At 73.1% G+C, this 25,931-nt stretch carries 20 protein-coding genes and 3 pseudogenes; 16 read left to right on the top strand and 7 right to left on the bottom strand.

What is annotated here, in order from left to right; genetic code table 11:
• Window positions 1-113: 113 nt before the first annotated feature.
• On the bottom strand, window positions 114-317 hold the full coding sequence (locus tag ACZ5TL_RS06460) for a hypothetical protein (RefSeq protein ID WP_468588247.1): 204 nt from the start codon (window positions 315-317) through the stop codon (window positions 114-116).
• 137 nt (window positions 318-454) lie between these two features.
• A complete protein-coding gene (locus ACZ5TL_RS06465; protein WP_468588248.1) occupies window positions 455-928 on the bottom strand; it encodes a hypothetical protein in 474 nt (157 codons plus the stop codon).
• A gap of 190 nt (window positions 929-1,118) precedes the next feature.
• On the opposite strand from ACZ5TL_RS06465, the pseudogene ACZ5TL_RS06470 reads away from it, so the two are divergent.
• A pseudogene (locus ACZ5TL_RS06470) lies at window positions 1,119-2,081 on the top strand (GlxA family transcriptional regulator); the annotation flags it as partial.
• A 56-nt stretch (window positions 2,082-2,137) separates the two neighbouring features.
• On the opposite strand, the gene ACZ5TL_RS06475 reads toward ACZ5TL_RS06470, so the two are convergent.
• Together ACZ5TL_RS06475 and ACZ5TL_RS06480 are read right to left on the bottom strand one after the other, a co-directional pair.
• Window positions 2,138-2,446, bottom strand: coding sequence for a DUF5133 domain-containing protein (locus ACZ5TL_RS06475; protein ID WP_468588249.1), 309 nt, complete (start codon window positions 2,444-2,446; stop codon window positions 2,138-2,140).
• Between the two features lie 154 nt (window positions 2,447-2,600).
• Complete coding sequence (locus ACZ5TL_RS06480) at window positions 2,601-3,458, bottom strand: aldo/keto reductase (RefSeq protein ID WP_468588250.1); 858 nt, start codon at window positions 3,456-3,458, stop codon at window positions 2,601-2,603.
• Between the two features lie 262 nt (window positions 3,459-3,720).
• Between ACZ5TL_RS06480 and ACZ5TL_RS06485 the strand changes: the two genes are divergently transcribed.
• The 6 genes from ACZ5TL_RS06485 (at window position 3,721) to ACZ5TL_RS06510 (ending at window position 14,419) form a co-directional block, all read left to right on the top strand.
• On the top strand, window positions 3,721-5,295 hold the full coding sequence (locus ACZ5TL_RS06485; protein WP_468588251.1) for an acyl-CoA carboxylase subunit beta: 1,575 nt from the start codon (window positions 3,721-3,723) through the stop codon (window positions 5,293-5,295).
• 260 nt (window positions 5,296-5,555) lie between these two features.
• Window positions 5,556-7,313, top strand: a complete 1,758-nt coding sequence (locus ACZ5TL_RS06490; protein WP_468588252.1) for a fatty acyl-AMP ligase — start codon at window positions 5,556-5,558, stop codon at window positions 7,311-7,313.
• Window positions 7,310-11,320, top strand: coding sequence for an acyltransferase domain-containing protein (locus tag ACZ5TL_RS06495; protein WP_468588253.1), 4,011 nt, complete (start codon window positions 7,310-7,312; stop codon window positions 11,318-11,320). The genes ACZ5TL_RS06490 and ACZ5TL_RS06495 overlap by 4 nt, the downstream gene beginning before the upstream one ends.
• A gap of 22 nt (window positions 11,321-11,342) precedes the next feature.
• Window positions 11,343-12,299, top strand: a complete 957-nt coding sequence (locus ACZ5TL_RS06500; RefSeq protein WP_468588254.1) for an alpha/beta hydrolase — start codon at window positions 11,343-11,345, stop codon at window positions 12,297-12,299.
• A gap of 122 nt (window positions 12,300-12,421) precedes the next feature.
• Window positions 12,422-13,639: a PucR family transcriptional regulator gene (locus tag ACZ5TL_RS06505; RefSeq protein WP_468588255.1), complete on the top strand. Its 1,218-nt coding sequence runs from the start codon at window positions 12,422-12,424 to the stop codon at window positions 13,637-13,639.
• Between the two features lie 138 nt (window positions 13,640-13,777).
• Entirely contained in the window at window positions 13,778-14,419 is a 642-nt protein-coding gene (locus ACZ5TL_RS06510; RefSeq protein ID WP_468588256.1) for a cutinase family protein, read from the top strand.
• An 87-nt stretch (window positions 14,420-14,506) separates the two neighbouring features.
• Here the strand turns inward: ACZ5TL_RS06510 and ACZ5TL_RS06515 are convergent, their stop codons facing one another.
• Entirely contained in the window at window positions 14,507-16,228 is a 1,722-nt protein-coding gene (locus ACZ5TL_RS06515; protein WP_468588257.1) for a hypothetical protein, read from the bottom strand.
• A gap of 182 nt (window positions 16,229-16,410) precedes the next feature.
• Between ACZ5TL_RS06515 and ACZ5TL_RS06520 the strand changes: the two genes are divergently transcribed.
• The 3 genes from ACZ5TL_RS06520 to ACZ5TL_RS06530 all read left to right on the top strand — a co-directional run bounded on the left by ACZ5TL_RS06520 (window position 16,411) and on the right by ACZ5TL_RS06530 (window position 18,498).
• Complete coding sequence (locus tag ACZ5TL_RS06520; RefSeq protein WP_468588258.1) at window positions 16,411-16,641, top strand: hypothetical protein; 231 nt, start codon at window positions 16,411-16,413, stop codon at window positions 16,639-16,641.
• Between the two features lie 100 nt (window positions 16,642-16,741).
• Window positions 16,742-17,155 carry a VOC family protein gene (locus ACZ5TL_RS06525; RefSeq protein ID WP_468588259.1) on the top strand — a complete coding sequence of 138 codons (414 nt, stop codon included), beginning with the start codon at window positions 16,742-16,744 and terminating at the stop codon, window positions 17,153-17,155.
• 338 nt (window positions 17,156-17,493) lie between these two features.
• Window positions 17,494-18,498: a substrate-binding domain-containing protein gene (locus ACZ5TL_RS06530; RefSeq protein ID WP_468588260.1), complete on the top strand. Its 1,005-nt coding sequence runs from the start codon at window positions 17,494-17,496 to the stop codon at window positions 18,496-18,498.
• Window positions 18,499-18,534: 36 nt separating this feature from the next.
• On the opposite strand, the gene ACZ5TL_RS06535 is transcribed toward ACZ5TL_RS06530, so the two are convergent.
• Window positions 18,535-19,527, bottom strand: a complete 993-nt coding sequence (locus ACZ5TL_RS06535) for a LacI family DNA-binding transcriptional regulator (protein WP_468588261.1) — start codon at window positions 19,525-19,527, stop codon at window positions 18,535-18,537.
• A 249-nt stretch (window positions 19,528-19,776) separates the two neighbouring features.
• Here ACZ5TL_RS06535 and ACZ5TL_RS06540 point away from each other — a divergent pair.
• The 4 genes and pseudogenes from ACZ5TL_RS06540 to ACZ5TL_RS06555 all read left to right on the top strand — a co-directional run.
• Window positions 19,777-19,927: pseudogene (locus ACZ5TL_RS06540) on the top strand (2-keto-myo-inositol dehydratase); the annotation flags it as partial.
• 107 nt (window positions 19,928-20,034) lie between these two features.
• Window positions 20,035-21,054, top strand: coding sequence for a Gfo/Idh/MocA family oxidoreductase (locus tag ACZ5TL_RS06545; protein ID WP_468588262.1), 1,020 nt, complete (start codon window positions 20,035-20,037; stop codon window positions 21,052-21,054).
• Entirely contained in the window at window positions 21,051-21,920 is an 870-nt protein-coding gene (locus tag ACZ5TL_RS06550) for a sugar phosphate isomerase/epimerase family protein (RefSeq protein WP_468588263.1), read from the top strand. The genes ACZ5TL_RS06545 and ACZ5TL_RS06550 overlap by 4 nt, the downstream gene beginning before the upstream one ends.
• Before the next feature lie 219 nt (window positions 21,921-22,139).
• Window positions 22,140-23,024 carry a Gfo/Idh/MocA family protein gene (locus tag ACZ5TL_RS06555; protein ID WP_468588264.1) on the top strand — a complete coding sequence of 295 codons (885 nt, stop codon included), beginning with the start codon at window positions 22,140-22,142 and terminating at the stop codon, window positions 23,022-23,024.
• 123 nt (window positions 23,025-23,147) lie between these two features.
• Here the strand turns inward: ACZ5TL_RS06555 and ACZ5TL_RS06560 are convergent, their stop codons facing one another.
• Window positions 23,148-24,053, bottom strand: coding sequence for a GNAT family N-acetyltransferase (locus tag ACZ5TL_RS06560; RefSeq protein ID WP_468588265.1), 906 nt, complete (start codon window positions 24,051-24,053; stop codon window positions 23,148-23,150).
• A 409-nt stretch (window positions 24,054-24,462) separates the two neighbouring features.
• Here ACZ5TL_RS06560 and ACZ5TL_RS06565 point away from each other — a divergent pair.
• Together ACZ5TL_RS06565 and ACZ5TL_RS06570 are read left to right on the top strand one after the other, a co-directional pair.
• Window positions 24,463-24,597: pseudogene (locus ACZ5TL_RS06565) on the top strand (glycosyl hydrolase); the annotation flags it as partial.
• A gap of 116 nt (window positions 24,598-24,713) precedes the next feature.
• Window positions 24,714-25,826: a PP2C family protein-serine/threonine phosphatase gene (locus ACZ5TL_RS06570; protein WP_468588266.1), complete on the top strand. Its 1,113-nt coding sequence runs from the start codon at window positions 24,714-24,716 to the stop codon at window positions 25,824-25,826.
• The last annotated feature ends 105 nt before the right edge of the window (window positions 25,827-25,931 follow it).

The following is a 25,931-nucleotide window of genomic DNA, read 5'->3' on the forward strand; positions in this document are numbered from 1 at the left end:
CCGATTTGCTGCCCCGTCTCTTTCTGGTCTTTCCTTCTCCCCCAAATGGTGCAAAAGCGCTGGTTTGGGGAGGGGGCACCTGGACCCCCCCCGCCCCCGGCCCGCTGCCGGGTTCACTGCGGCCGCGGGCCGGGGAGCATGCCCGTGCGCTGCCAGCCGGTGCCGGGGGCGTGCGGGCGGTCGTAGCCGAGGGACTGTGAGGGCCGCATGACCAGCTCCAGTTCCCGGCTCACACGTTCGGCCTCGCGGCGCACCTGTGCGGGTACATCGCCGCGCTCCGCGATGAGTCGGTCGTAGATGGGGGAATCCTGGAACACCCGTCAACGTGCCTTTCTGCTCGTCGGCCCCCTGCGGGGCGAGACTGCGAGTGTAGGCGGCACGGTATCCCGGAGTGTGAATTCCGTGGGATGACTTGACGCAGACCGGACATCCGTGACAGGCGAACGCGCGGCGCTCAGGCTCCCGTCGTGGAACCCGGCCGGACGATCATGAGGACGGTGACCGTGGCCCAGAGCAGGTTGAAGATGCCGGTGAGCATGGCGAGTTGCACCGTGTTCCGGTGGTCGACGGCCTGCTCGCCCTTCAGTTGACCGAGGAGTTCCTCTTGGCGGGGCAGGACGAAGGCGGCCAGGACGCCGGCGGCCGCGGCGGTCAGCGCGATGGAGGTGACGAGCCAGCCGCTTCCCAGGACGCCCATAGCGGCGCCGGTGGCGAACCCGAGGACCGGGACGGACAGCCCGACTCCGGCGTAGACGCGGCAGATGCGGTGCAGCAGGGCGACCGTGCCGACCGCCGACGGGTCGGGGCCGGCCCCTGCCCCGGGGACCGCACGGCGGGCCGCGGGCGGGAACATGCTGGCCGCGACGGTCACGGGGCCGACGGCGACGATGGCGGCCAGGACATGGAGGGACAGCAGGATCTTGGTCACCGGGACTCTTTCCATGAATGCGATCAACCGTGCCGGGCCCACGCTAGGAAGCCCGGGCGTGATCGCCCATGGGCTGAAACGACAGCTTCCAACGGATTCTCGCCAACCCGCCTGACCTGCGCCTCCGCCTCCGGCCCCGCTCCGGTCCCCGCGTCACAGCGCTGGCGGGAACGCGCCTAGGGTGGCGGTCATGCACTCCGTGGCGATCCTGGTCCTCGACCGAGTGGTGCCGTTCGACATGGCGGCGCCCCAGCAGACGTTCGCCTGGACCTGCCTTCCAGATGGCCGGCCCGCCTACCGGGTCCGGCTCTGCGCCGAGACACCGGAGGTGCGCGCGGACGGCGGGTTCACCCTGCGCGTCGACCAGGGGCTGGAGGCCCTGGCGGAGGCCGACACCGTCATCGTGCCGGGCTGCTCGCCCGAGGCCGGTCCGCCCTCCGCCCGGGTACTGGCGGCCCTGCGGCAAGCGGCCGAGGCCGGTACCAGGATCGCGTCCGTGTGCGTGGGCACCTTCGTGCTGGCGGAGGCCGGGCTCCTGGACGGGCTGCGCGCCACCACGCACTGGGTGGCCGCGGGCGAGCTGGCCCGCCGGTTCCCGCGGGTCGAGGTGGACCCGGACGTGCTGTACGTCGACAACGGGCAGATCCTCACCTCGGCCGGTGCCGCCGCCGCGCTGGACCTGTGCCTGCACATGATCCGGCGCGACCTGGGATCGGCGGTCGCGGCGAACATCGCCCGGATGTCGGTCATGCCGCTGGAACGGGAGGGCGGCCAGGCCCAGTTCATCGTGCACGAGCACCCGCCCGTGCCCCGGGGTTCAGCGCTCGAACCGCTGCTGGAGTGGATCGAGGACCACCTCGCGCACGAGGTGACGCTCGGCGCGATGGCGGCGCGGGCGGGGATGAGCGAGCGGACCTTCAGCCGCCGCTTCCGCGAGCAGACCGGCACCACGCCCTTGCAGTGGCTGCTGCGGGCGCGGGTACGGCGGGCCCAGTACCTGCTGGAGAACACCGGCCACTCCGTCGAGCGGATCGCGCGCCAGGCGGGGTTCGGCTCGCCCACGGCGTTCCGGGAGCGGTTCCGCAAGGTGGTCGGCACCACGCCGCACGCGTACCGCACGGCGTTCCACGGGCGGACGAACGCCTCGGCGGCCCCTGGGAAGGGGCCGCCGAGGCGAGGTGCCCGGTCGGTGCCGGGCCTCACCGACTGTCAGCCGACCAGCGTCAGGCCGTTCTCCCCGTCCGCGTCGGCGGCATCGGGCCGTCCCTCGGTGAGCAGCAGGACGTCCGCCTTGGCAATGGCGTCGCTGATGTCGGACGTCCCCATCATCACGCACAGCGTGTAGCTGACGTCCTCCAGCTCGCGTGCCGCCGTCGGCACGTGCCTCTCCGACTGAGCGATCCTCAGCGACGCGTACCGCGTCAGCAACTCCCTGACGATCTTCCGGTCCGGTACAAGCACGTAGCGCCCCTCTCTCTGTTTTCGCTGCGTATGCCCGAACCACGTGGAAACATTCACACGATTTTCTCACCTGGGGCGGATTTGACGAGAACTGATCGGATGTGACCGGTTGGCTGCGGTGCAGCACGTTGCATCGCGCGGCGCCGTCGCCGGGCGTCCGCAGCATGAGACCCGGGGCGGCGCGTGGCCGCTCCCGGGTCTCATGGTCCGCTCAGGCGGCGTCCAGCTCCGCCAGTTCCGCCGGCGTCAGGGTGAGGCCGGTGGCGGCGAACGAGTCGCGGATGGTCTCGGGGCGGCTGGCGCCCGGGATCGGGACGACCACGGGCGACTTGGCGAGCATCCACGCCAGGCAGACGCGCTGCGGGCTCACGCCGTGCGCCTCGGCGACGCGGGCGAAGGGCGCGTGACCCGAGCCGAGTCCGCCGGCCTTCGAGATCCCGCCGAGGGGGCTCCAGGGCAGGAAGGCGATGCCGAGCTCGTCGCACAGGCGCAGCTCCGGCTCGCTGGAGCGGAAGGCCGGGGAGAACTGGTTCTGCACGGAGACCAGCCGGCCGCCGAGGATGTCGTCGGCCTGCCGGATCTGCTCGGGGTTCGCGTTCGAGATGCCGGCCATGCGGATCTTGCCCTCGTCCAGCAACTCCCGGATCGCGCCGACGGACTCGGCGTAGGGGACGCGCGGGTCGGGACGGTGGAACTGGTAGAGGCCAATGGCCTCCACGCCCAGCCGGCGCAGGGAGTCCTCGCAGGCCTCCTTGAGGTGGCGGGGGCTGCCGTCGAGCGTCCAGCTGCCGTCCCCGGGGCGGAGGTGTCCGCCCTTGGTGGCGACGAGGACGTCGCCGCCCCGGTCGTGGGAGGCGAGGGCCTTGGCTATCAGGGTCTCGTTGTGGCCGACCTCGTCGGCGTCCCGGTGGTAGGCGTCGGCGGTGTCGATCAGGGTCACACCGGCGTCGAGCGCGGCGTGGAGAGTGGCGAGGGAGCGTTCCTGGTCCGGTCGTCCCTCGATCGACATGGGCATCGCGCCCAGGCCGATCGCGCTGACCTCGACGTCACCGATGCGGCGGGTGTGCATGGGTTCGTGACCTCTTCCGGCTGTCGGGCGATGGTGCACTCCAGCCTGGACGCCGTGGGGCCGGGGGTCCAATAGAAGAAGGAGAACGTATTCAGCAATCGGGCGACTGAATCGCGCCGGACCTCGGTGGCCGCCGGACCTTCCCTTGTCACGCGGGGATGAAACCTCGCCCGTGAGGACTCATCTCCCCCACGAAGAACGCTGATGCGCACGGCACCCCCTCTCCTCGCTGCCATATTCGAAAACCGCTTCGGAGGTGGTTGTGAGCACAGAGGTGACAGCATCCGGTCCGGCGGAGACAGCGTCGCAGGTACGCGACGGCACCGCGGAACGCGTCGCCGGCCTGGAGCACCGCCGGGACCAGGCGGTTGCCCCGGGCGGGCCGCGCAGACGCGGGGAGTTCTCGGCCCGGGAGCGGATCGAACGGCTCGTGGACAAGGATTCCTTCACCGAGACGGGCCTGTTCGTCCGGGCCCGGCCCGCCGGGCACGACGCCCGCCGCCCGTACGGCGACGGTGTCGTCACCGGGTACGGCACGGTCGACGGGCGCCCGGTGTGCGTGTTCGCCCAGGACTCCACCGTGTTCGGCGGCAGCATGGGTGAGGCCTTCGGGGAGAAGACCGTCGCCCTGATGGAGCTCGCCCTGAAGACCGGCTGCCCGGTGATCGGCCTGAACGACTCGGGCGGGGCCCGTATCCAGGAGGGCGTCGCCTCACTCGCCCTCTACGCCGAGCTGGTGCGCCGCAACGTCAAGGCGTCCGGGGTGATCCCGCAGATCTCGGTCGTCCTGGGCCCGTGCGCGGGCGGTGCCGCCTACTCGCCGGCGATCACCGACTTCACCGTGATGGTGGACGGCGCCTCGCACATGTTCGTCACCGGCCCCGACGTCATCGAGACGGTCACCGGCGAACGCACCACCGCCGAGGAACTGGGCGGCGCCCGCACCAGCAACACCGTCAACGGCAACGCCCACTTCCTGGCCGCCGACGAGGAGGACGCCCTCGACACCGTGCGGGACCTGCTGTCGTACCTCCCGGCCAACAACCTGGAACGGCCCCCGGAGTACGCCCCCGGACACGCGCCGCCCGGCGCCGGGCTCGACGAGGTCGTCCCGGACCGGCTGGGCGAGGCCTACGACATGCGGGAGATCCTGCGCGCGGTCGTCGACGACGGTGAACTGCTGCCGGTGCAGGAGCTGTTCGCCCCGAACATCATCTGTGCCCTGGCCCGCGTCGAAGGCCGCTCAGTGGGCGTCGTCGCCAACCAGCCGCTGCACTCCGCCGGGGTCCTCGACATCGACGCCTCCGAGAAGGCGGCGCGGTTCGTGCGGTTCTGCGACGCGTTCGGCATCCCGCTGCTGACCTTCGCCGACGTGCCCGGCTACCTGTCCGGGGTCCGGCAGGAGCAGGCCGGGATCATCCGGCGCGGGGCGAAGCTGCTGTACGCCTACGCCGAGGCGACCGTGCCCAAGGTCACGGTCGTGGTGCGCAAGGCGTTCGGCGGCGGATACGCGGTGATGGGCTCCAAGCACCTGGGCGCCGACGTCAATCTCGCCTGGCCCACCGCCCGTATCGCCGTCATGGGCGCCGAGGGGGCCGTGGGTGTCCTGCACCGGCGCGAACTGGCCGCGTCCGACGACCCGGAGGAACTGCGCACCCGCCTTCTCGCCGCGTACGAGCGCACCCACGGCACGCCGTACCTCGCCGCCGAGCGCGGCTATGTCGACGCCGTCATCGCGCCGCGCGAGACGCGGGAGCAGATCTGCCGCGCCCTGCGCGCACTGCGCGGCAAACGTGCCCCGATGCCGGAACGCCGGCACGGCAACATCCCGCTCTAGGGCCTCGTGATGGATCTCCGCAGGAGAAGGCAGCGGCATTCGGCGCGTGCGATCGGCGTGCGGTGCGCCGGGGCTTGTGGCGGAGCCACCCGGCCCCCCTGCGCGCCGTGCGGCACGGAGGTCCCCCCTGCTCGAGCGAAGCCGGGAGCTCGGGGGAGTGCGTGCCGGGCGTCGCGACGCTGCGCAGACCCGTCAGAAGGCCCCTGGCCACCCCTTTTTGCGACCCGTAGGCCGACCCGCGCCGTGAGGAGCCCCGCCTGATGGACAACCGCCGTCCCCCGCTCACGACCGAGTGCCCCACGCTGCCTGAGTACGTGCGGCACTGGGCCGAGACCACCCCGGACCGCCGGGCGTTCACCTTCGTCGAGCATCCGACGCCGCACTCGCGCGGTGTCCACCGCACCCTGACCTGGCGCCGCCTGGACGTGCGGGTGCGGGCGCTCGCCGCACGGCTCGCCGAGCAGGCCGGGCCGGGTGACCGGGTCGCGCTGCTGTGCCCGCAGGGCACGGAGTACGTCACCGCCTTCCTCGCCGCCCTGGCCGCCGGGCTGGTCGCCGTGCCGCTGTATCCGCCGGGTCTGCCCGGGCACGCGGACCGGCTCGCGGGTGTCCTGGCCGACGCGCGTCCCTCGGTGGCCGTCACCACGAGCCGGGCCCGGGCCGAGCTGCGGGACTTCCTCGGTGCCGACGGGCCGCGGATCCTCGTCGCGGACCAGGTGCCCGACGAGGCGGGCCGGGACTGGCGACCGGTCGCCCCGGACCCCGAGGCGACCGCCTACCTCCAGTACACCTCCGGTTCGACCCGTGCCCCGGCGGGCGTGCGGATCAGTCACGGCAACGTCGTCGCCAACGCCCGCCAGGCGCTGAGTGCCTACGGTGCCGACACCCGCCCGCTGACCTGCGTGGGCTGGCTGCCGCTCTACCACGACATGGGGCTGGTGCTCAGCGTCGCCGCCCCCGTCGTGCGCGGGCTGCTGTCCGCGCTGATGGACCCGGCGGCGTTCCTGCACGAGCCGGTGCGCTGGCTGCGGCTGCTCGCCGCGCATCCGAACGCGGTGAGCGCCGCGCCGAACTTCGCCTACGACTACTGCGCCGCGACCGTCACCGCCGAGCAGAAGGAGGGGCTGCGGCTGGACAGGGTGGCCGCGCTGATCAACGGCAGTGAGCCGGTGCGCCCCGGCACGGCCGACCGCTTCCACACGGCGTTCGCCGGGCAGGGTTTGGCGCCGCAGACGCACTGCCCGTCGTACGGGCTGGCCGAGGCCACCGTGTTCGTGTGCGCGGCCCGGCCGGGTCATCCGCTCAGCCGGTTCGCGCTCGACCGGGACGCCCTGGCCACCGGGAAGGCGCTGCCCGCGCGGCCGGACGATCCCCGTGCGGTACTGCTGGCGGGCTGTGGCACTCCGGCGGGCCAGCGGGTCCGGGTCGCCGATCCGGTGACGCGGGTCCTGTTGCCGGAGGGCGAGGTCGGGGAGATCTGGGTGCAGGGGCCGAACGTGGGCGGCGGCTACTGGAACCGCGAGTCGGATGACGTCTTCGGCGCGGAGTTCGCGGACGCCTCGGCCGGTCCGGGCCGCTGGCTGCGCACGGGCGATCTGGGGACCGTACTGGAAGGACAGCTGCTCGTCACGGGGCGGCTGAAGGATCTCATCATCGTCGACGGCCGCAACCACTACCCGCAGGACGTCGAGGCCACCGCCCAGGACGCGCACGCGGCGGTACGCCGGGACCGGCTCGCGGCGTTCGCCGTGCCGGGCGCCGCCGGTGATGAGCGGGTGGTCGTCGTGGCCGAGCACGCGCGGACCGCGCACCTCAACGAGCTGGACGTGCCTGGGGTGGTGCGTGCCGTGCGCGGTGCCGTCTCCGTCCGGCACGGGCTGCGGCTGGCCGACGTGATCCTGGTGCCGCCGGGCACGGTGCCGCGTACCTCCAGCGGAAAGGTGTCGCGGGCGCTGACCCGGGCCCGCTACGAGGAGGGTGCCTACGGCGGGCAGGCCCGGGCGGGTGCCGCGGGATGAGCCACGTCGACGAGGGCGCGCTGCGCCGGCTGATCGCCGAGCGGGTGGCCGCCTGGAACGGCACGTCCCCCGAGGACGTGCCCATGGACCGGCCGTTCACGGACCTCGGCATGGCCTCCCGGGACGCCGTAGCGCTGGCCGGCGAGCTGTCCCGTGTCACGGGCCGCGAGCTGCCGGCGACGCTGCTGTGGGAGACGCCCACCGGGGAGGCACTCGTGGCGCGGCTGTCCGGCGCGATGACCGAGTCCGCCCGGGCGCCGGGCGCAGCGGCCGGGCAGGGCGGGATGGCCGAACCGGTCGCGGTCGTGGGGGTCGGCTGCCGCCTGCCCGGCGGGGTGCACGGCCCGGACGACTACTGGCGGCTGCTGAGCGGGGGCGCCGACGCGATCCGGCGCGTCCCCGAGGACCGCTGGCGCGACTTCACCGCCTTCCCGCCCGCCGACGCACACCCCTACGGCGGCTACCTCGACGACATCGCCGGGTTCGACGCGGACTTCTTCCGCATCACCCCGCGCGAGGCCGCGGTGACGGACCCCCAGCAGCGGATCCTGCTGGAGGTGGTCCACGAGGCACTCGACCACGCCGCCGTACCGGCCGGGTCCCTGGCGGGCACCGCCACCGGCGTGTTCGTCGGCATCTCCGCACCCGAGTACGGGCAGCTCACCGGCGCCGATCCGGACGCCGTCGATCCCTGGGCACCGGCCGGGGGCGCCCTGAGCATCGCGGCCGGACGGCTCGCCTACGTCCTGGACACCCGGGGGCCGAGCCTGGCCGTCGACACGGCCTGCTCGTCCTCCCTGGTCGCCGTGCACCACGCCTGCGTCAGCCTGCGCACGGGCGAGAGCGACACGGCGATCGCCGCGGGCGTGAATCTGCTGCTGTCGCCGGCCGTGACGGTCGCCTTCCGCCGGGCGGGCGCCCTCGCCCCGGACGGGCGGTGCAAGCCGTTCTCCGCCGCGGCCGACGGCATCGGGCGCGGCGAGGGCTGCGCGGCGGTGATCCTGAAGCGGCTGTCCGACGCCGAGCGGGACGGCGACCGCGTCCTGGCCGTCATCCGCGCCACCGCCGTCAACTCCGACGGCCGCTCGAACGGCCTCATGGCACCCAACCCGGCCGCCCAGCAGGCGTTGCTGGAGAGCGCGTACGCCCGGGCGGGGCTGACCGCGGCGCACGTCGACTACGTGGAGGCGCACGGCACCGGCACGCCGCTGGGCGACCCGATCGAAGCGGGTGCGCTGGGTGCGGTGCTCGGCGCCGGACGTGACCCGGACCAGCCGCTGCTGCTGGGGTCGGTCAAGGGCAACCTCGGCCATCTGGAGTCCGCGGCGGGCGTCGCCGGTCTGGTGAAGACCGTGCTGGCGCTGCACCACGACAGCATCCCGCCGTCCCTGCACTGCGAGCCGGGCAGCTCCCTCACCGATGCCCGGCTGCGGGTGGTGACCGAGCCGGAGCCATGGCCCCGCTACGGCGGCACCGCGCTCGCGGGGATCTCCGGGTTCGGCTTCGGCGGCACCAACGCCCATGTGGTGCTGGAGGAGGGACCGCCCGGGCTGGCCCCCGCACGGCCGGCCGCGCGCCTGCATCTGCTCTCCGACCTCGACGCCGAGCGGGTCCGCGACACGGCGGGCAGGCTCGCCGACTGGCTGCGCGACAGCGCCGCGCACCCGGCCGACGTGGCCCGCACCCTCGCCGGACGCACCGGCCGGGGCCCCGTGAGGGCCGCCGTGGTGGCCCGCGACCGAGCCGACCTGACCGGGGCACTGGACGCGTTGGCGGCAGGGCACCCGCACCCGCGCGTGGTGACAGGGGACCGTGACCGCGTGGGCCGGGGCCCGGTGTGGGTCTTCTCCGGCTACGGCAGTCAGTGGCCGGGCATGGGGCGCCGGCTGCTGGCCGAGGAACCCGCGTTCGCCGCCGCGATCGAGAAGCTCGACCCGCAGCTCGCGCCGGAGTGCGGCCTGTCCCTGTACGACCATGTGTCCTCCGGGTCCGGCCTCGACCGTCTGGAGGTCGCCCAACCAGTACTGTTCGGTATGCAGTTGGCGCTCGCCGAGCTGTGGCGTTCGTACGGTGTCGAGCCCGCCGCCGTGATCGGCCACTCCATGGGCGAGGTGGCGGCGGCCGTCTGCGCGGGCGCGCTGGACGTGGCCGACGGGGCGCGGGTCATCGCCGTACGGGCCCGGCTGCTGAGCGGGCTGCGCGGCGGGGCCATGGCCGTGGTGGACCTCGACGACGCCGAACTGGAGTCGCTGGAACGGGACTTCCCGGACGTGCACGTCGCCGTGCACTCCTCCCCCCGGCAGAAGGTCGTCACCGGAGAGGAGGCGGCGGTGGCCGGGCTGGTGCGCCGGCTGGAGGGGCAGGGCCGGGCGGCCCGGGCCATGCGGGTCGTCGGGGCCGGGCACTCGCCGCAGGTGGACGGGCTGCTGCCAGAACTCGTCGACGCGCTGTCGGGCATCCGGGGCCGGCGGCCGGGTGTCCCGGTCCACTCGACCGTCCTCGACGATCCCCGCGGCGACTGCGCCTTCGACGCCGAGCACTGGGCGGCCAACCTGCGGCGTCCCGTCCGGCTGGACCGTGCCCTCGCCTCGGCCGCGGCCGACGGGCTGACGGCGTTCGTCGAGATCTCGCCCCACCCGGTGCTGACGGGAGCCGTCACCGACACCGTGCCCGGCGCCCTCGCCCTGGCCACGCTGCGCCGGGACGCCGACGGGCCGGAGGCGTTCGCCGCGCAGGTGGGCGCGCTGTACGCGGCGGGGCAACGCCTGCCCGTGCCACCCGGCCGGGTCATCGACCTGCCCCTGCCCCGGTGGCGGCACGTACGGCACTGGTGGACGGACGGGCGAGCCCCACGCACGGCCCCGGCTCCGGGTCCGGCCCCCGCTCCGGCTCCGGCTCCGGCTCCGGCTCCCGCCTCGGCCCCGGCCTCGGAGGAACACCCGGCCGAGCCGGCGGCGCCCTCCACCGTCCTGGCCCGCCTGACCCACCACATGGCCGCCGTCACCGGCCATTCCCCCGCCCGCATCGCCCCGGACACCGCGCTGGCGGACCTCGGACTGGACTCACTGATGGCCGTCCGCATCCGTACCGCCGTGGAGCGTGAGTTCGGCATCGAAGTGCCCCTGCGCGACCTGTTCACCGCGGTCACCGTCGAGGACGCCGCGACCCGCATCCAGCACGCCCTCCCCCGGGAGGACACTCCGCTGCGCCCCCTGCGCGCCACCGGCTCCCGGCCCCCGCTGTTCCTCGTCCACGCCGCCGGTGGCCCCGTCTCCGTCTACCGGGCGCTCGCCGAACGCCTCGGCGGCGACCAGCCGGTGTACGGCCTGGAGCGGATCGAGGACGCCCGGACCGTGTCCGAGAAGGCCCGGCGCTACGCCGAGGCGGTCGACGCGGCACATCCCGACGGGCCCTGCCTGCTGGGCGGCTGGTCCTTCGGCGGCTTCGTCGCCCAGGAGACCGCCCGGCACCTGACCGCCGCCGGGCGGGACGTGGACCTGGTCGTGCTCATCGACTCCGTACGGCCCCTGCCCCGCCCCGGGCTGACGCGCGCCGCCCGGATCCGGGCGCACTTCGAGGGCTTCGCCCGCCACGTCGCCGACATCTACGGCGTGGCGCTGGAGTTGCCGTACGACGAGCTCGTGGCGATGGACGACAACCGGGCCCGCATCGAAGCCGTGCTGCGGACACTGCGGGATGCCGCCGACGTGCCGCCCGCCGCGCTGGAGCACCAGCGGGCCTCGTACCTGGACATGAGCATCGGAGAGGACCACCGGCCCGGTGGCTACGACGGGCAGGTGGTCCTCTACCGGGCCTCCGAGACCGCGCCCCACACCGTGCGCGACCCGGCGTACGAGCGGGACGACGAGGCGCTGGGCTGGGACGAGGTCTGCCCGCGTCTGGAGGTCGTGCCCGTGTCCGGTCACCATCTGTCACTGCTCGATCCGCCGTACGTCGACGAGATCGCCGCCCACCTGAGCCGGGTGCTCGCCGAGCGGGCCCCCTGAACACGCAACCCGAGGAGCCGCCATGCCCGACCTGCCGCCGAAGTCCACTGCCGGAGTGTCCCGGCGCACTGCCGTCAGAGCGACGGCCGCCGCCGGTCTCGCCGTCCTGTTCGGGGCCGCGAGCGGCACGGGCCGCGCCCGGGCGGCCACCCGTCTCGGGCCGCGCACGCTGGACGTGTCCGTGCCCTCCGCCGCGCTCGGCCGCAGCGCGCCGGTCCGGCTGATCCTGCCGTCGGACTTCGGTACGCGGCCCGACAAGAAGTACCCCGTGCTGTACCTGCTGCACGGCGCGCACGACGACTACACGTCCTGGACCCGCGAGACGGACATCGAGGCCTTCACCGAGGGCCGCGACCTGATCGTGGCCATGCCGGACGCGGGCCCCACCGGCATCCCCAGTGTCTGGCGAGACGGCCCCGACTACGAGACGTTCCAGGTGAAGGAGGTGCCGGCGCTGCTGGCCCGGGACTACCGGGCGTCCGGCACACGGGCGGTCGCCGGGGTCTCCACCGGCGGGTACGGGGCGATGGCCCACGCGGCCCGTCATCCCGGGGCGTTCGCCGCCGCGGCCTCCTACAGCGGCGTCCTCGACACCACCGCCCCCGGTGTTCCCGCCATCATGGACGCGATCGTGGCCCGCGAGAACCTGCCGGCGGCGTCCTTGTGGGGCAATCCGCTGTTCAACCTCCTGACCTGGCGGGACTTCAACCCGCGCGCCCGCGCCACGGGGCTGCGCGGCACCGCGTTGTACGTCTCGCAGGGCAGCGGACTGGGCGGCGGCAGCGGCGATCCGCTGCCCGGGGTGCTGGAGAGTGCCCTGTGGCCCTCGGCGCAGGGCTTCGCCCGCACGCTGTCCCTCCTGGGTGTACGGGCGACCACCCACTTCTACCGGGGAGGAGGACACGACTGGGCCCACTGGAAGCCCGAGTTCACCGCGTCATGGCCTATCCTCGCCGGTGCGCTGGGTGTGCCGGAGTGACGGGGATGCCATCGGGGCACGGAACGGAGCGGAGGGGTCGTCCGTCCAACACCGGACTACCCACTCGTCCCACTGGCAACAGCCCGCGGGTGAGTCGCTTCCGGCCGAAAGGAGTGTCCGTGATGGCTGTGCCGACTCCGCACAGCGTGCCGGACCGCCCGGGCACGTCGCAGATCCCGCCCGAGCTGGCGGAGCTGCTGCGTGGCCAGTTGCCCGCCGTCGCCGACGAGGTGGAGGAGGAGGTCCGCCGCCAGGTCCCCGAGTACGCGCGTCCCGCCGACGGCGCGTACCGCCGGAATCTGCGGTCCGGGGTGGTACAGGCGCTGACCCTGTTCGTCGACCACATCGCCGACCAGCGCGACGACGTGAGCTCGATCGCGGCGACGTACTACGAACTCGGGCGCGGCGAGGCCCTGGAGGGCCGCAGCCTGGACGCCTTGCAGTCCGCGCTGCGGGTCGGCGGGCTGCACGCCTGGCGGCAGATGGGCCGCACGGCGGAGGAACTGGGTCTGGACACGGCGGTCGTGGCCGGGCTCGGGGAGCTGGCGTTCCGGACCGTGCACGAGGTCGCCCAGGCGGCCGCGGCCGGCTACGCCGAGGCCCAGCTGCGCAGCACCGACGAGCTGGAGCGGCGCCGCAGGCGGCTGCTGGATCTGCTCCTCGAAGACGGGCCGGTGGCGCTGGAGGCCGTGCAGGACCTGGCGCACAGCGTCCGCTGGCCGGTGCCGCGGACCGTCGCCGTCGTGGCGCTCGCGTCGGCGCCGGACCGGCGGGAGGAGGACCGGCCGCTGGCGGCGGCGGGCGCGCTGGTGGACATGGAGTCCCGGCCGCCGCGCATGCTGGTGCCCGACCCGGACGGCTCCGGTAGCTTCGGCCGGGCGTTCACGCTGGCGCTGCGCGGCCGGCCCGCCGCCGTCGGCCCGGCCGTCGCCGTCACCGATGCCGCGCAGTCGCTGCGCCTCGCCACCCGCGCACTCGGGCTGATGGGGCGCGGGGTCCTGCCCCGCCAGGGCGTGGTGCACTGCTCCGAGCATCTGTCGACGCTGCTGCTGCACGGCGACGAGCCGCTGCTCGGACGGCTCCGGGAACGGGCCCTCGCCCCGCTCGGCTCGGTCTCGGCGGGGCAGCGCGACCGGCTCGCCGAGACGCTGCTGGCCTGGCTGCTCAGCGGCAGCAACGTGCCGGACGTCGCCGCTCGGCTGCACATCCACCCGCAGACGGTCCGCTATCGCCTGCGTCAGCTGGAGAAGCTCTTCGGCGATGCCCTGCACGATCCGGAAACCCGTCTGGATCTCATTCTGGCGTTGCGCGCGGAATCCCTGCACACGCGCCGGGACTGATTTCCGGCACTCAACGGGGGACAAAAATCCGCGGTGTTTCCATAATCCCGTCCATAACATCCGGCACGGGAAAGCGAATACGTTCGGGCCGTCCTTTTCCGAAGGCGCTCCACGCGCCTCACCCGCGGAGGATCCCCCATGCGTATCCGCTTGTGTCTCGCCGCGCTCTCGCTAGCCGGCGGGGCAGGGCTTGCCACCCTCTCGGCTCCCCCGGTCGCCGCAGCGGCCTGCTCGGACGTGGAACTCGTCTCGGCTCGCGGCACCTTCGAGCCGGGCACTCTCGGCTTCATCGTCGGCGACCCGGTGTATTCCGCCCTGCAGAAGAAGGTGACGGGCAAAAGCCTGACGAGCTACAAGGTGAACTACCCCGCCGACCTCTCCCCGACGTCCGCGGCCCAGGGCAACCTGGACCTGGTGAACCACGTGAAGAGCCAGGCCGCCGCCTGCCCGAACCAGAAGTTCGTCCTGGTCGGCTATTCGCAGGGCGCGAATGTCGTCGACAACTCGATCGGCATCAGCAGTGCGGGCGCGGTGGTCGGCAGCCCCATCGTGGCCACGCTGCCCGCCTCGGTCGAGCCGAAGGTCGCCGCGGTGCTGCTGTTCGGCAACCCGATCCGCGCCCTCGGCAAGAGCGTCACCGGCACCTACCAGAGCCGCACCTTCGACATCTGCGCCAAGGGCGACCCCGTCTGCGAGAACGGTGGCGGGGACGTCGGGGCTCACCTCGGCTACCGGGACGACGCCGACACGGCGGCCACGTTCGCCGCGGGCAAGCTCTAGCCGCACCGGCAGCACGTTCCGGCCGCACCGGCACACGAAGGGGCCCGGGAGGAGAACCTCCCGGGCCCCGGGTGTGTCCGCCGGGCCTCAGCGCGGCGCGCGGGCGAACCCGGCGAGGCTGGTGGAGACGGGCTCGGGCCTGCCGTTGTTCTGCTCGGGCGCGGCGGTCAGCACGTCGAGGTGCTGGTAGCCGTCGGCGACCACGGGGTGCAGCTCGGGCGGGACCCGGCCGGCGAGCAGTCCCTCACCGGCGAGGACCGTGAGCACCGGGTTGGCCTTGAGCCCCTCCGGATGGACGACGAGCTTCTTCACCTGCGGTGAGGTGGACATCTGAATGTCCGTCACGAGCTTGGTCGGGAAGTACTGCTCGGTGAAGTCCAGCGGCTGCTCGGCCAGGCTGCGGGCCAGCTGCCGGACATCGGTGACCTCCTCGCCGGGGCCGGTGAACGGCGTGCCGTCGGCCGACCGGTGGCCGGGGTCGTCGGGATCGCCTACGCGGTCGTAGTTGCGCCAGGTGTAGAGCGGGCCCTGCGGCCGGTCCGGGATGGCCTTGTAGGCGGTGCCGTACAGCCCGGGCTGCTGTGTGCCGCCGTTGGCCACGGGGAAGCTCTTGTCGGCGATCGGCCCGCCGTCGAAGAAGCCGACGCTGGTCTGCAGGAAGGCCAGCGGTACGGAGTTGTCGTCCAGCAGCGCCCCGACCACCGCCGCGTTGGTGAGCCGGAAGTCCTTCACGGCGGGCTTGCCGGTGAGGAAGGCGGCCGTGTCCTTGGAGAACAGGAAGCGGTGGGTGGCCTCGATGTTGACGCCGGAGGGCAGGTAGCGCGGCAGGTCCGCCTCGGCGTCCGGGGCCTTGAGCGCGCCCAGCCCGGCGATCCCGAGCAGGGTCATGGTCTCGGGGTTGAGCAGCACCGGCGCGGACAGCGTGCGCGGCAGCACCCCGCTGTCGAGCCCGGCCTGCACCACGCCGTACCCGAGGCCGATGTCGGGCAGGTTGGTGTCGTCGGGCAGGCTGCCGCTGAGGTCGGCCAGCGAGGTGGAGACGGTCGTGTCGAGGGCGAAGTAGCCGGCGCACTGGTTGTACCCGGCGTCCGCGGTGGTGGTGCGGTCGCCGTCGAAGTCGGCGGCGGCGAAGTACCCGGTGATCACACCGCCCAGTGAGTGCCCGCCGCACAGCACCTTGCGCTTGCGCTGCGTCTGGCTCGGCAGCTCGGCGGCGAGCAGGTCGTACTGGTCCCGCACGGTCTGCTCGATGCCGAGCTTGGCCATCCAGCCCAGCTGGGCGTTGCGGGCGAAGCCGCCGAAGGTCCGGCCGCCGACCTGTTTGCCGCGGTAGTAGTAGTCGACGGCCGTGTGCTGGTCGCCGGAGGCGATGCCGGTGCGGTCCTCCAGGCAGTTGGAGCGCCGGTCCAGCGCCCAGAACTCGATGTGCCGGCCCTGCTCGGCGGCCCGCGCCACGGTGTTGCGGGCGACGCTGTCGAACGCCCCCGCGCCTTCCAGGATGCCGGGCTGGGCGACGAGGATCCGGTCCGCGTCCGCCGAGGCGGCCGGGCCGCCGGCCGATCGGTAGCGCAGGTACGACAGCCAGTCGCAGGCGGCCGGACGGGGCCCGGCCGCCTCGGGCAGCGGCACCTTCACCCGCACCACCGACTCCGTCACCCCGGTCACCGGCGACGTCGAGGTCACCGGTGTCTCGGTCCGCGCTCCGTCGGCGCGGGCGCCCGGGGCGGCGGCCGTGAGCGTCCCCGCCGTCAGCAGCACCGCCAGTGCGGCACCGCGCCACTTCCCTCTGCTCCTGTGATTCATGTCCATGCCACGGACGCTACGGCTGCGGCGCGAGGGTTCTCAGGGAGTGCTGATGAGAACTCAGCATCCGGAGCGCACCTTGTCACCGGCGCACAGAGCGCCCGCGTCCCGAGGCCCCGTGACCCGCTCGTACCGCTTCTGGACGCCATCGAGCTGCGAAGCCGCCGCCGCGGGCGCATGGTGGGGCTATGGACGGTCAACCCCCTGTGGTCGTGCAGCCGCCCGCGACGGACGGCGGACGGCTGGTGACCATCCACGGCGAGAACATGGGCGTCGCCTACAGCCTGTTCGACGTACTGGACCTGCTGCACCGCGAGGGCCTGCCCCCCACCGACACGGCCGTCGACGACACCGAGCTGATCGAGTGGCAGGGCGGCGGCCCGTACGACTGGAACAACCCGGCGTCCGACGAGGCGTGAGCCGCCCGGCCCAGGGCGCGGCACGCTCGGCGAGCCGTTGCCGGTGCCCGGCGTTACACTGCGCGAGACATGCCACTTTTGTTCCCTTACGGGAGGTTTCATGGTCTCGCGACTCAACCCCTACCTCACCTTCGACGGCGAGGCCCGCCAGGCGATGGAGTTCTACAAGGAGGTCTTCGGCGGCACCCTCGCCCTCAACAGCTACGGAGACTTCGGCCAGGCGGACGCCCCCAACGCCGACAAGATCATGCACGGCATGCTGGAGACCCCGAGCGGCTTCACCTTGATGGGCGCCGACAACCCGCCGGGCCTGGAGACCGGGCAGGGCAGCCCCTTCTCCGTGAGCCTCAGCGGCGACGACGAGGCCGAGCTGCGCGGCTACTGGGAGAAGCTGTCCGAGGGCGGCTCGGTGTCGGTGCCGCTGGAGAAGCAGATGTGGGGCGACGTGTTCGGCATGTGCACGGACCGCTTCGGCGTCCCGTGGATGGTCAACATCAACGGATCGGAGAGCTGAGCGGGACCCACCGGCCAGGGGCCGCCCGTGCGCGCCGTTCGCCACCGGCACGCACGGGCGGCCCTGCCGCTCTCGCGGCCCGCACACCCTCGGCCACCACACCCGCTCCACGATTTGTTGGTACGTCCTGACATAGCTGTTGACATCCCCCGGGGGCGCCCGCATAGTACCTGCCACTAGAGCGCGCTAGTGGCGCGCTTCAGTCACCGAGTACGCAGGTCCTCACCCAGGACCGCGCAGACCCCGACCACCGCCGCCGCCCAGGGCACCCACCCACCGCCCGCCTCCCCGGACCGGGCGCGGCTCCCCCAGTTCCAGCACAGTGAGGTGCATCCGACATGCGCAGACACCCCAGAGCCGCCACCCTGACCACCGCCGTCCTCGTGGGCACACTGCTCGCCACCGGCTGCTCCAGCGGCTCCGGCGGGAAGAACTCCGAGGCCGGCGGCACCGACTCCATCGCGGGCAAGGCCACCACGCCGCGGATGACCGTCGCCCTGATCACCCACGCGGCACCCGGCGACACCTTCTGGGACCTGATCCGCAAGGGCGCCAAGGCCGCCGCGGCGAAGGACAACATCAAGCTCGTCTACTCCAGCGACCCGGTCGCGGGGAACCAGGCCAACCTTGTGCAGAACGCCATCGACCAGAAGGTCGACGGCATAGCGCTCACCGCCGCCAAGCCCGACGCCATGAAGTCGGTGGTGGCGAAGGCCAAGGCGGCCGGAATCCCCGTCGTCGGTTTCAACTCCGGCCTGGACGACTGGCAGGAACTCGGCATGCTCCAGTACTTCGGCCAGGACGAGACCATCGCCGGCCAGGCCTTCGGCGAGCGTCTCAACCAGCAGGGCGCCAAGCACGCCGTCTGCGTGATCCAGGAGCAGGGCCAGGTCGCGCTGGAGGCGCGCTGCGCCGGCCTGAAGAAGGGCTTCAAGGGCACGACGGAGAACCTGTACGTCAACGGCACCGACATGCCCTCCGTGAAGTCGACGCTGACCGCCAAGCTCCAGAAGGACTCCTCCATCGACCAGGTGGTCACGCTCGGCGCCCCGATCGCCCTGACCGCCGTGCAGTCGGTGAAGGACGCCGGCAGCAAGGCGAAGGTCGCCACCTTCGACCTCAACAAGGACCTCGTCGGAGCCATCCAGGGCGGCAGCATCGACTTCGCCGTCGACCAGCAGCCCTACCTGCAGGGCTACCTCGCCGTCGACTCCCTCTGGCTCTACAAGACCAACGGCAACGTCAGCGGCGGCGGCACCGCACCCGTGCTCACCGGTCCGGCCTTCGTCACGAAGGACAACGTGGACAGCGTCGCGGAGTTCGCGAAGAAGGGCACGCGCTAGCGGTCGGCCGACGGCCGGGCGCCGGGCCGGTTCCCGTCAGCGCGGGACCGGCCCGGTCGTCCCCCGTACCACCAGCTTCGGGTCCAGCACCGCCTCCCGCGGCTCCAGTTCTCTGTTGTCCAGCCGCTCTACGGCGAACCGGACGGCGTGCTCGGCCATGAGGACCGAGTCCTGGCGAACGGTGGTGAGGCCGATCGGCATCAGGTGGGAGAGGTGGCTGTCGTCGTAGCCGACGACGGACAGGTCGCGCGGGATCTCGACGCCCGCCCGGGTGAGGGCCATCAGCAGACCCATCGCACAGCGGTCGTTGCCGGCGAGGACCGCCGTCGGCAGCGGCCGCCCGCTGTCGCGCTCGGCCAGCAGCAGGCGGCCGGTCTCGATGCCGGACTCCTCGGTGTGGTGGCCGGGGATCACCCGGGCCTCGGCCTGCAGACCGTGGCGGCGCATCGCGGCACGGTAGGCACGGCGCCGCTCGGCCGAACCGGGGCCGCGTCCGCCGTCGATGTGCACGATCCGGCGGTGCCCCAGCTCCACCAGGTGGTCCATGGCCTGCCGGACACCCTTGCCCTCGGCGGAGTGCACGACGTCGACCCGGGCCTGGGACACTCGGCGGCTGACCGAGACGGCGACCGTGCGCTGTCCGAGCTCGTCGAGGTAGGCGGGTTCGGCGTCCGGGCCGAGCAGGATCACCGCCTCGCAGCGGTGGCTGAGCAACGCCTCGACCGCCTTGGCCTCGCTGCGGCCGTGGGTCGCCCCGGACAGCAGGACGTCGTAACCGAGCCGTTCGGCCTCGGGGTAGATGCCCGTGATGAGGTCCGTGTGGAACGTCTGGTGCACGGTGAACATGACGCCAAGCGTGCGGCTGCGTCCGCGGGCCAGCAGCCGGGCGGCGCTGTCGGGCCGGTAGCCGATCTCGTCAGCCACGCGCAGGACCCGTTCCCGGGTCTCCCGGCCGGCTCCCGCCTGGTTGCGGAAGATGATCGAGACGAGCGCGCGGGACACACCCGCCTTCTCGGCGACGTCCGCCATCGTGGGCCGCTGCCTGCCCGATGCATCCACCTGTGACCCCACCCTCCGACGCCGCCCACCATACGGGGTGGCCCGCACGCAGAGCCGTGCGGGGAACCGCACGGCTCCCCGCACGGGGAACCGCGATCTCCCAGCAGCAAGCTATTGACATGACATTTGAACAGGGGTCATCGTACTCGAACTAGAGCGCGCTAGTAGAGCGCATCAGCTCTTCGGTCACCCCCCGCCTCTTCCCGGAGGACACTCACCATGGCAACGGTGCCAGCCCCGCTGCGTACGACCGTCGGCACCCTGTGCCTCGGCTCCGCCCCCGACTCGTGGGGCGTGTGGTTTCCCCGAGGACGAGCGCCAGGTGCCGTACACCCGCTTCCTCGACGAGCTGGTCCAGGCCGGTTACGAGCGGGCGCTACGTCCCCGAGACCAAGGGCCGCACCCTGGAGACTCTCGAGGCCGAGCTCCGCACGCGCTTCTCCTGACCTTCTGCAATTCTTCCGCGAGGAGTTCACCATGACCGTACGTGTAGGCGTCATCGGCGCCGGAATGATCGGCCAGGACCACATCCGGCGGCTCACCGAGGTCGTCACCGGGGCGGCCGTCACCTCCGTGAGCGACATCGACGCCGAACGCGCCGCCGAGGTGGCGGCCCGGACCGGAGCCACCGCACTGCCCATCGGAGCGGACCTGACCGCCTCCCCCGACGTGGACGCCGTCCTCGTCACCTCCTGGGGGCCCACGCACGCCGAGCACGTCCTGACCGCGATCGCCGCCGGCAAGCCGGTGTTCTGCGAGAAGCCCCTGGCCACGACCGCCGAGGACTGTCTGCGGATCGTCGAGGCCGAGCGGGCGCACGGCCGCCGGCTGGTGCAGGTCGGCTTCATGCGCCGCTTCGACGCCGGCTACCGGCAGATGAAGGAGATCCTGTCGACCGGCTCGCTCGGGACCCCGCTGATCGTGCACTGCGCGCACCGCAACCCGACCGTGCCGGAGTCGTACCACTCCGCCATGGCCGCCCAGGACACCGCCGTGCACGAGATCGACGTGCTGCGCTGGCTGCTCGACGACGAGATCGTCTCCGCGCAGGTGGTCGCCCCGCGCGCCACCAGCAAACGGTTCCCACACCTTCAGGACCCGCAGATCATGATCTTCGAGACGTCCGAGGGCGTCCGGATCGACCTGGAGGTCTTCGTCAACTGCCAGTACGGCTACGACATCCAGTGCGAGGTCGTCGGCGAGGACGGCCTGGTCCGGCTGCCCGACCCGGCCGCCGTCGGAATCCGCACCGCCGCCCGGCACGGCACGGGCGTGCTGCAGGACTGGAAGGACCGGTTCGCGGAGGCCTTCGACACCGAGTTCCGCGAGTGGATCGCCTCGGTGGCGGCCGGCGCCGAGCCCACCGGCCCGTCCTCCTGGGACGGTTACGCCGCCACCGTCATCACCGACGCCGCCGTCCGGTCCCTGGAGACCGGCGGCGAGACCGTCACCACCGACATGAAGCCCCGCCCCGCGTTCTACGGAGGCACCGCGTGAGGATCGCCCTCGACCCCTACATGTTCCGCGCCCTGCCGATCGACGAGATGGTGCGCACGGTCGCCGAACTCGGCTATGAGTACATCGAGTTGTCGCCGCGCGAGGACTTCATGCCGTTCTTCCTGCACCCGCGTGCGGACGATGCGCGGGTGGCGGAGCTGAAGCAGTCGCTGCGCAGGCACGGCGTGCAGCTGTCCTCGGTGCTGCCGCTGTACAAGTGGTCCTCGCCGGACGAGACCGAGCGGCAGGCCGCCGTCCACTACTGGAAGCGGATGATCGAGATCACTGTCGAGCTCGAATGTCCGCTGATGAACTCGGAGTTCAACGGCCGCCCCGAGCGTGCCGCCGAGAGCGAGGCCGCCTTCTGGCGCTCGCTGGAGGAACTGCTGCCGGTGTTCGAGCGCGAAGGCATCGCTCTGAACCTGGAGGCCCACCCGGACGACTTCTGCGAGGAGAACACCCCCGCCGTCGATCTCGTCCGCGCGATCAACAAACCGTGGGTGAACTACCTGTACTGCGCCCCGCACTCCTTCCACCTCTCCGGGGCTTGTGAAGTCGGCGCCGACATCGCGGCGATGATGCGCTACGCCGGTGACAAGCTCCAGCACGTGCACATCGCGGACTCCTTCAACCACAAGGGCTCCAGCGGCCTGCGCTACATCCTCAACCCGCCGGGCACCCCGGCCCGGATCCACCAGCACCTCGACATCGGCCAGGGCGAGGTCGACTGGGACGCCTTCTTCGGCACCCTGCGCGGGCTGGGCTTCGACGGGGTCGCCACGGCATGCGTCTTCGCCTGGGAGGAGCGGGCCCGGGAGTCGTCGGCGTTCATGCTGGACCGCATCCGCAAGGAGCTCGCCGCGTAGGACTCGGAGGCTTCTGCGGCCGGGGCCCGCACCACGGCCCCGGCCGGAGCCGTGCCGGGAAAGCGTGAGGCCGACGAGCCGGTGGGTCGCCCTGGTCATCGCGACGTAGTGGCCGACCGCTCCCTCGGTGCCCGTCCTTGTGGTGCGCGTCCCCCACCCGTCCGTCGGCCGTTGGCGTATGGCACGCTCTTCGTCCGGTCACTGTTGAGAGGCGGCGGCATGCGCATAGGACTGCTCGGCACGGGCCCGTGGGCGCGGATGGCCCACGCACCCGCCCTGAGCCGGCACGACGACCTCGATTTCGCCGGTGTGTGGGGACGCCGCCCCGAGGCGGCGAAGGAACTGGCCGAGCGGCACGGCGTCCGGGCGTACGACGACGTGGACGAGCTGTTCGCCGACGTGGACGCGGTCGCCGTGGCGCTGCCTCCCGAGGTGCAGGCCGGGCTCGCCGCGCGGGCGGCGCGGGCCGGGTGCCATCTGCTGCTCGACAAGCCCCTCGCGCCGACCGTGGAGGCGGGACGGGCCGTGGTCGAGGCCGCCGCGGAGGCCGGGGTCGCCTCGGTCGTGTTCTTCACGACCCGTTTCCAGCCCGAGCCGGAGGCGTGGATCGCCGAGCAGGCGGCGGTGCCGGGCTGGTTCACGGGGCGGGCGCAGTGGCTCGGGGCGGTGTTCACCAGCGAGAGCCCCTTCGCGACGCCGTGGCGGCGGGAGAAGGGCGCCCTGTGGGACGTCGGTCCGCACGCCCTGTCCGTGCTGCTGCCGGTGCTGGGCGACGTGCGGCGCGTGACGGCGGCGGCGTACGGCCCCGGGGACACGGCGCACGTCGTCCTCGACCACGCCGGTGGCGCGTCGAGCACCCTCACCCTGAGTCTGACGGCACCGCCCGCCGCGACCGGTGCCGCCGTGGAGCTGCGCGGTGAGGCCGGTGTCACCGTCCTCCCGGACAGCTCCGACGGAGCGGTCCCCGCCCTGATGCGGGCCGCGGGCGCCCTGCTCACCGCCGCCCGGACCGGCCGCCCGCACGCCTGCGACGCCGCGTTCGGCCTCCGGGTCACCGAGGTCCTCACGGCGGCCCAGGACCTGCTGGACGGCGCCGCGCGCTAGGGGGCTCGTCACCGGGCCGGTCGCAGTCCTGCCCGGCCAGGTCGAGTTCCCTGCGAACAGTCGCGGACGGCGTCGAAGGCCGGGCCGGGGGTGAAAGAAACGGCCGGAGAGCGGCCGGTCGTGTCAGGCCGCGGGGGCGTCCTGCGGCGGGTCGAAGTTGAGCCGTTCCTGCACCACCGGGTAACCGGCCCTGGTGAAGTTCGCGGCCATGGGGAAGTTGCCCTGGTCCGTGGCGGCGGCGATGAAGTCCGCGCCCTGGCCGGCCAGGAAATGGGTGCACTCGGCCAGGAGGTCGTAGGCGTAGCCGTGGCCGCGCTGGTCCGGCAGGACACCGATGAAGCCGACGCACGGACCCGAGGGGTTGTGGGCCGGGATGTGGATGCCGGTCGTCTCGCCCTGCGGGGTGTACGCGACCTGCCACCACTCGCGCGGCGAGGGGCACCAGTGGAAGAAGTCGAGTTCCTCCCGGGCCGCCTGGTCGAGTCCGCCCTGCTCGATGGCCTTCAGCGCATGGGAGTCGAGGGTGACGGAGTGGATGCGGCGCAGCGCGTCGAAGAAGACGGCGTCGTCCGGTTCGGGGCGGAACTCGAGGCGCCCGGGCCGCTCGGGCAGGCCGCGGTCGGGGGTCCAGCGGTACACGAGGCGTTCGACGAGGAGGTCGTAGCCGGCTTTGCGGGCGGCGGTGACACGGGTCTCTGCGGCGGTGCGCAGCGCCGGGTCGTCGCGCCAGCCGGCGGGCAGGTTCAGCTCCAGTTCGACCCGCCAGGGGGCGGTGCGCAGGAGTTCGGCGCCCGCTTCCTCCTCGCCTTCGGCCACGTCGAACCAGTTGAGGCTGACGGGCTCGCTGTCGTCGGGTCCGCCCCACCATGCGCCGCGGGCGACGACGCGGCCGTCGCGCAGCGCCACCCGCTTCCAGTCGGGGCGGTGCCGGGTCCGGCGGTGGCCCTCACGGGCGCGCAGCGGGTCGGGCAGGGTGTCGAAGAGTGCGGCGTCGCTCGTGTCGAGCGCGCGGATGACCGGATCGGTCATGGGTGTCCTCCGGGACGCATGGTGCGCAGAGCGCTCCCGGTCGGTCAGTCGAGGCACGCCGGGACAACGGGGAGGGAGCGCGGAAACGGTGTGAACTGCACGGCTCTGCCCTCCTTCCGCTGGTCTCGGGGCGTGACGCGCCACACGCTACGGGATCACCGGGGCCCCGTCCATCGCATTCCCGGTTGCGCTCGAGTAGCGCTCAAGAGCCGGTTGAGCGGTCTCAAGGGGACTCCGACTGGAGCCCCGGCCAAGGGTTTTCTCTGCTGACGGACGAGCGTCCACGTCCACGCCATGGGTGCCGTCCACGGCCGTCAGGTGCGGCTCAGGCCCGACGGCATCCTCGCCCCGGTGACCCGGCCGGGCAACGGACGGGGTGCTTCACACGGCCCGCGCCGACTACGCGATCGGCCCGGACGCCGGGCTGTACGCCGAGGACCGCTTCGCGCCCGCCATCGACGAGGTGGGGAGCACGTACACGGGCCGGGATCCGCAGGTGACCACCAGCGCGGGTACGTTCACCGGCCGGGTGCGCGGCGAGCGCTGACGCGGACGCCCTTCCCGCCGGGATCGACGGCCACTCGCGGCGGTGCGGGCCCGGCATGCGGTGGACTGCGGGCCCGGCGTGCGGTGGGCGTGCGGGCGTAGCAGCGTGGTGGTGTGAGCAGTGTGCGCGGCCGGTCCCGCCGGGCCCCTGAACGGGACCGGCCGGGCTGGCTGCGCGGCGCGCCGCCGCCGGGCTGGGCCCGGGTGCTGCCGTCGGCGCTGCTGGCGGGCGTGTGCGCGGCGGAGCTGCTCAGTCCGGAGCCGCTCGACATCGGCTTCCTGCTGGGCGCTATCCCGCCGCTGGCCGTACTGGCGCACGGGCCGGTGGCGACGGCGGTGCTCGGGGCGCTGGCGGTACTGGTGCTGAGCGTCCCCGCCTTCAACCTGAACGATCCCGGCAACACCGATGTACTGACCGTGTCCTTCGTCTCGGTGCTGAGTGTGCTGCTGTCGTACGTCCGCAGCAGGCGGGACGCGCAGCTCGTCACCGAGCGGGCCGTCGCCGAAGCCGCGCAGCGGGCCGTCGTGCCGCCGCTGCCGGAGCAGGTCGGGCCGGTGCGGTGTGCGGGCCTGTACCGGGCCGCGCAGAGCGGGACGCTGGTCGGCGGCGACTTCTTCGACGTACGGGCGGGCCCCTACGGCGTACGGGCCGTCATGGGCGATGTCCAGGGGCACGGTCTGTCGGCCGTGGCCACGGTCACGTCGCTGCTGGGGGCGTTCCGGGAGGCGGTGCTGGACCAGCCGGACCCGGAGGCCGTGGCGGCCCGGCTCGACCGGAGGCTGGTGGTGGATTCGGCGGGCGATCCGCACGCCGAGCTGTTCGCGACGGCGGTGCTGCTCGACTTCTCCGCCGACGCCCGGGTGGTGCGCATCGTGGCGTGCGGGCAGCCGGGGCCGCTGCTGCTGCGGGACGGCCGGGCCGTGGAGCTGGACGTCGAGCCGCGCACACCGCTCGGTCTCGGCCTGGCCGAGGCCGCTTCGCCCCGGGCCGTGTCGGTGCGGCTGCGCGCCCGTGACCGGCTCTTCCTGGCGTCCGACGGCGTCACCGAGGCCAGGGACGCCGACGGGGACTTCTACCCGCTGGCCGAGCGGCTGCCGGGCCTCGCCGAGGAGGACCCGGCCGCCCTGGCCGAACGGGTGTGGTCCGACCTCGTCCGGCACTGCCCGGACGTACGGGACGACGTCACGATGCTGGTGCTCGCCCCTCGCTTGCCGGGCGGGCCCTGATACGGCGGCAGGGGGGGGGGGGGGGGGGGGGGGGGGGGGGGGGGGGGGGGGGGGGGGGGGGGGGGGGGGGGGGGGGGGGGGGGGTGGGTGGGTGGTTCTCCTTCG

This window comes from Streptomyces sp. NPDC033136 (genome assembly GCF_055578235.1).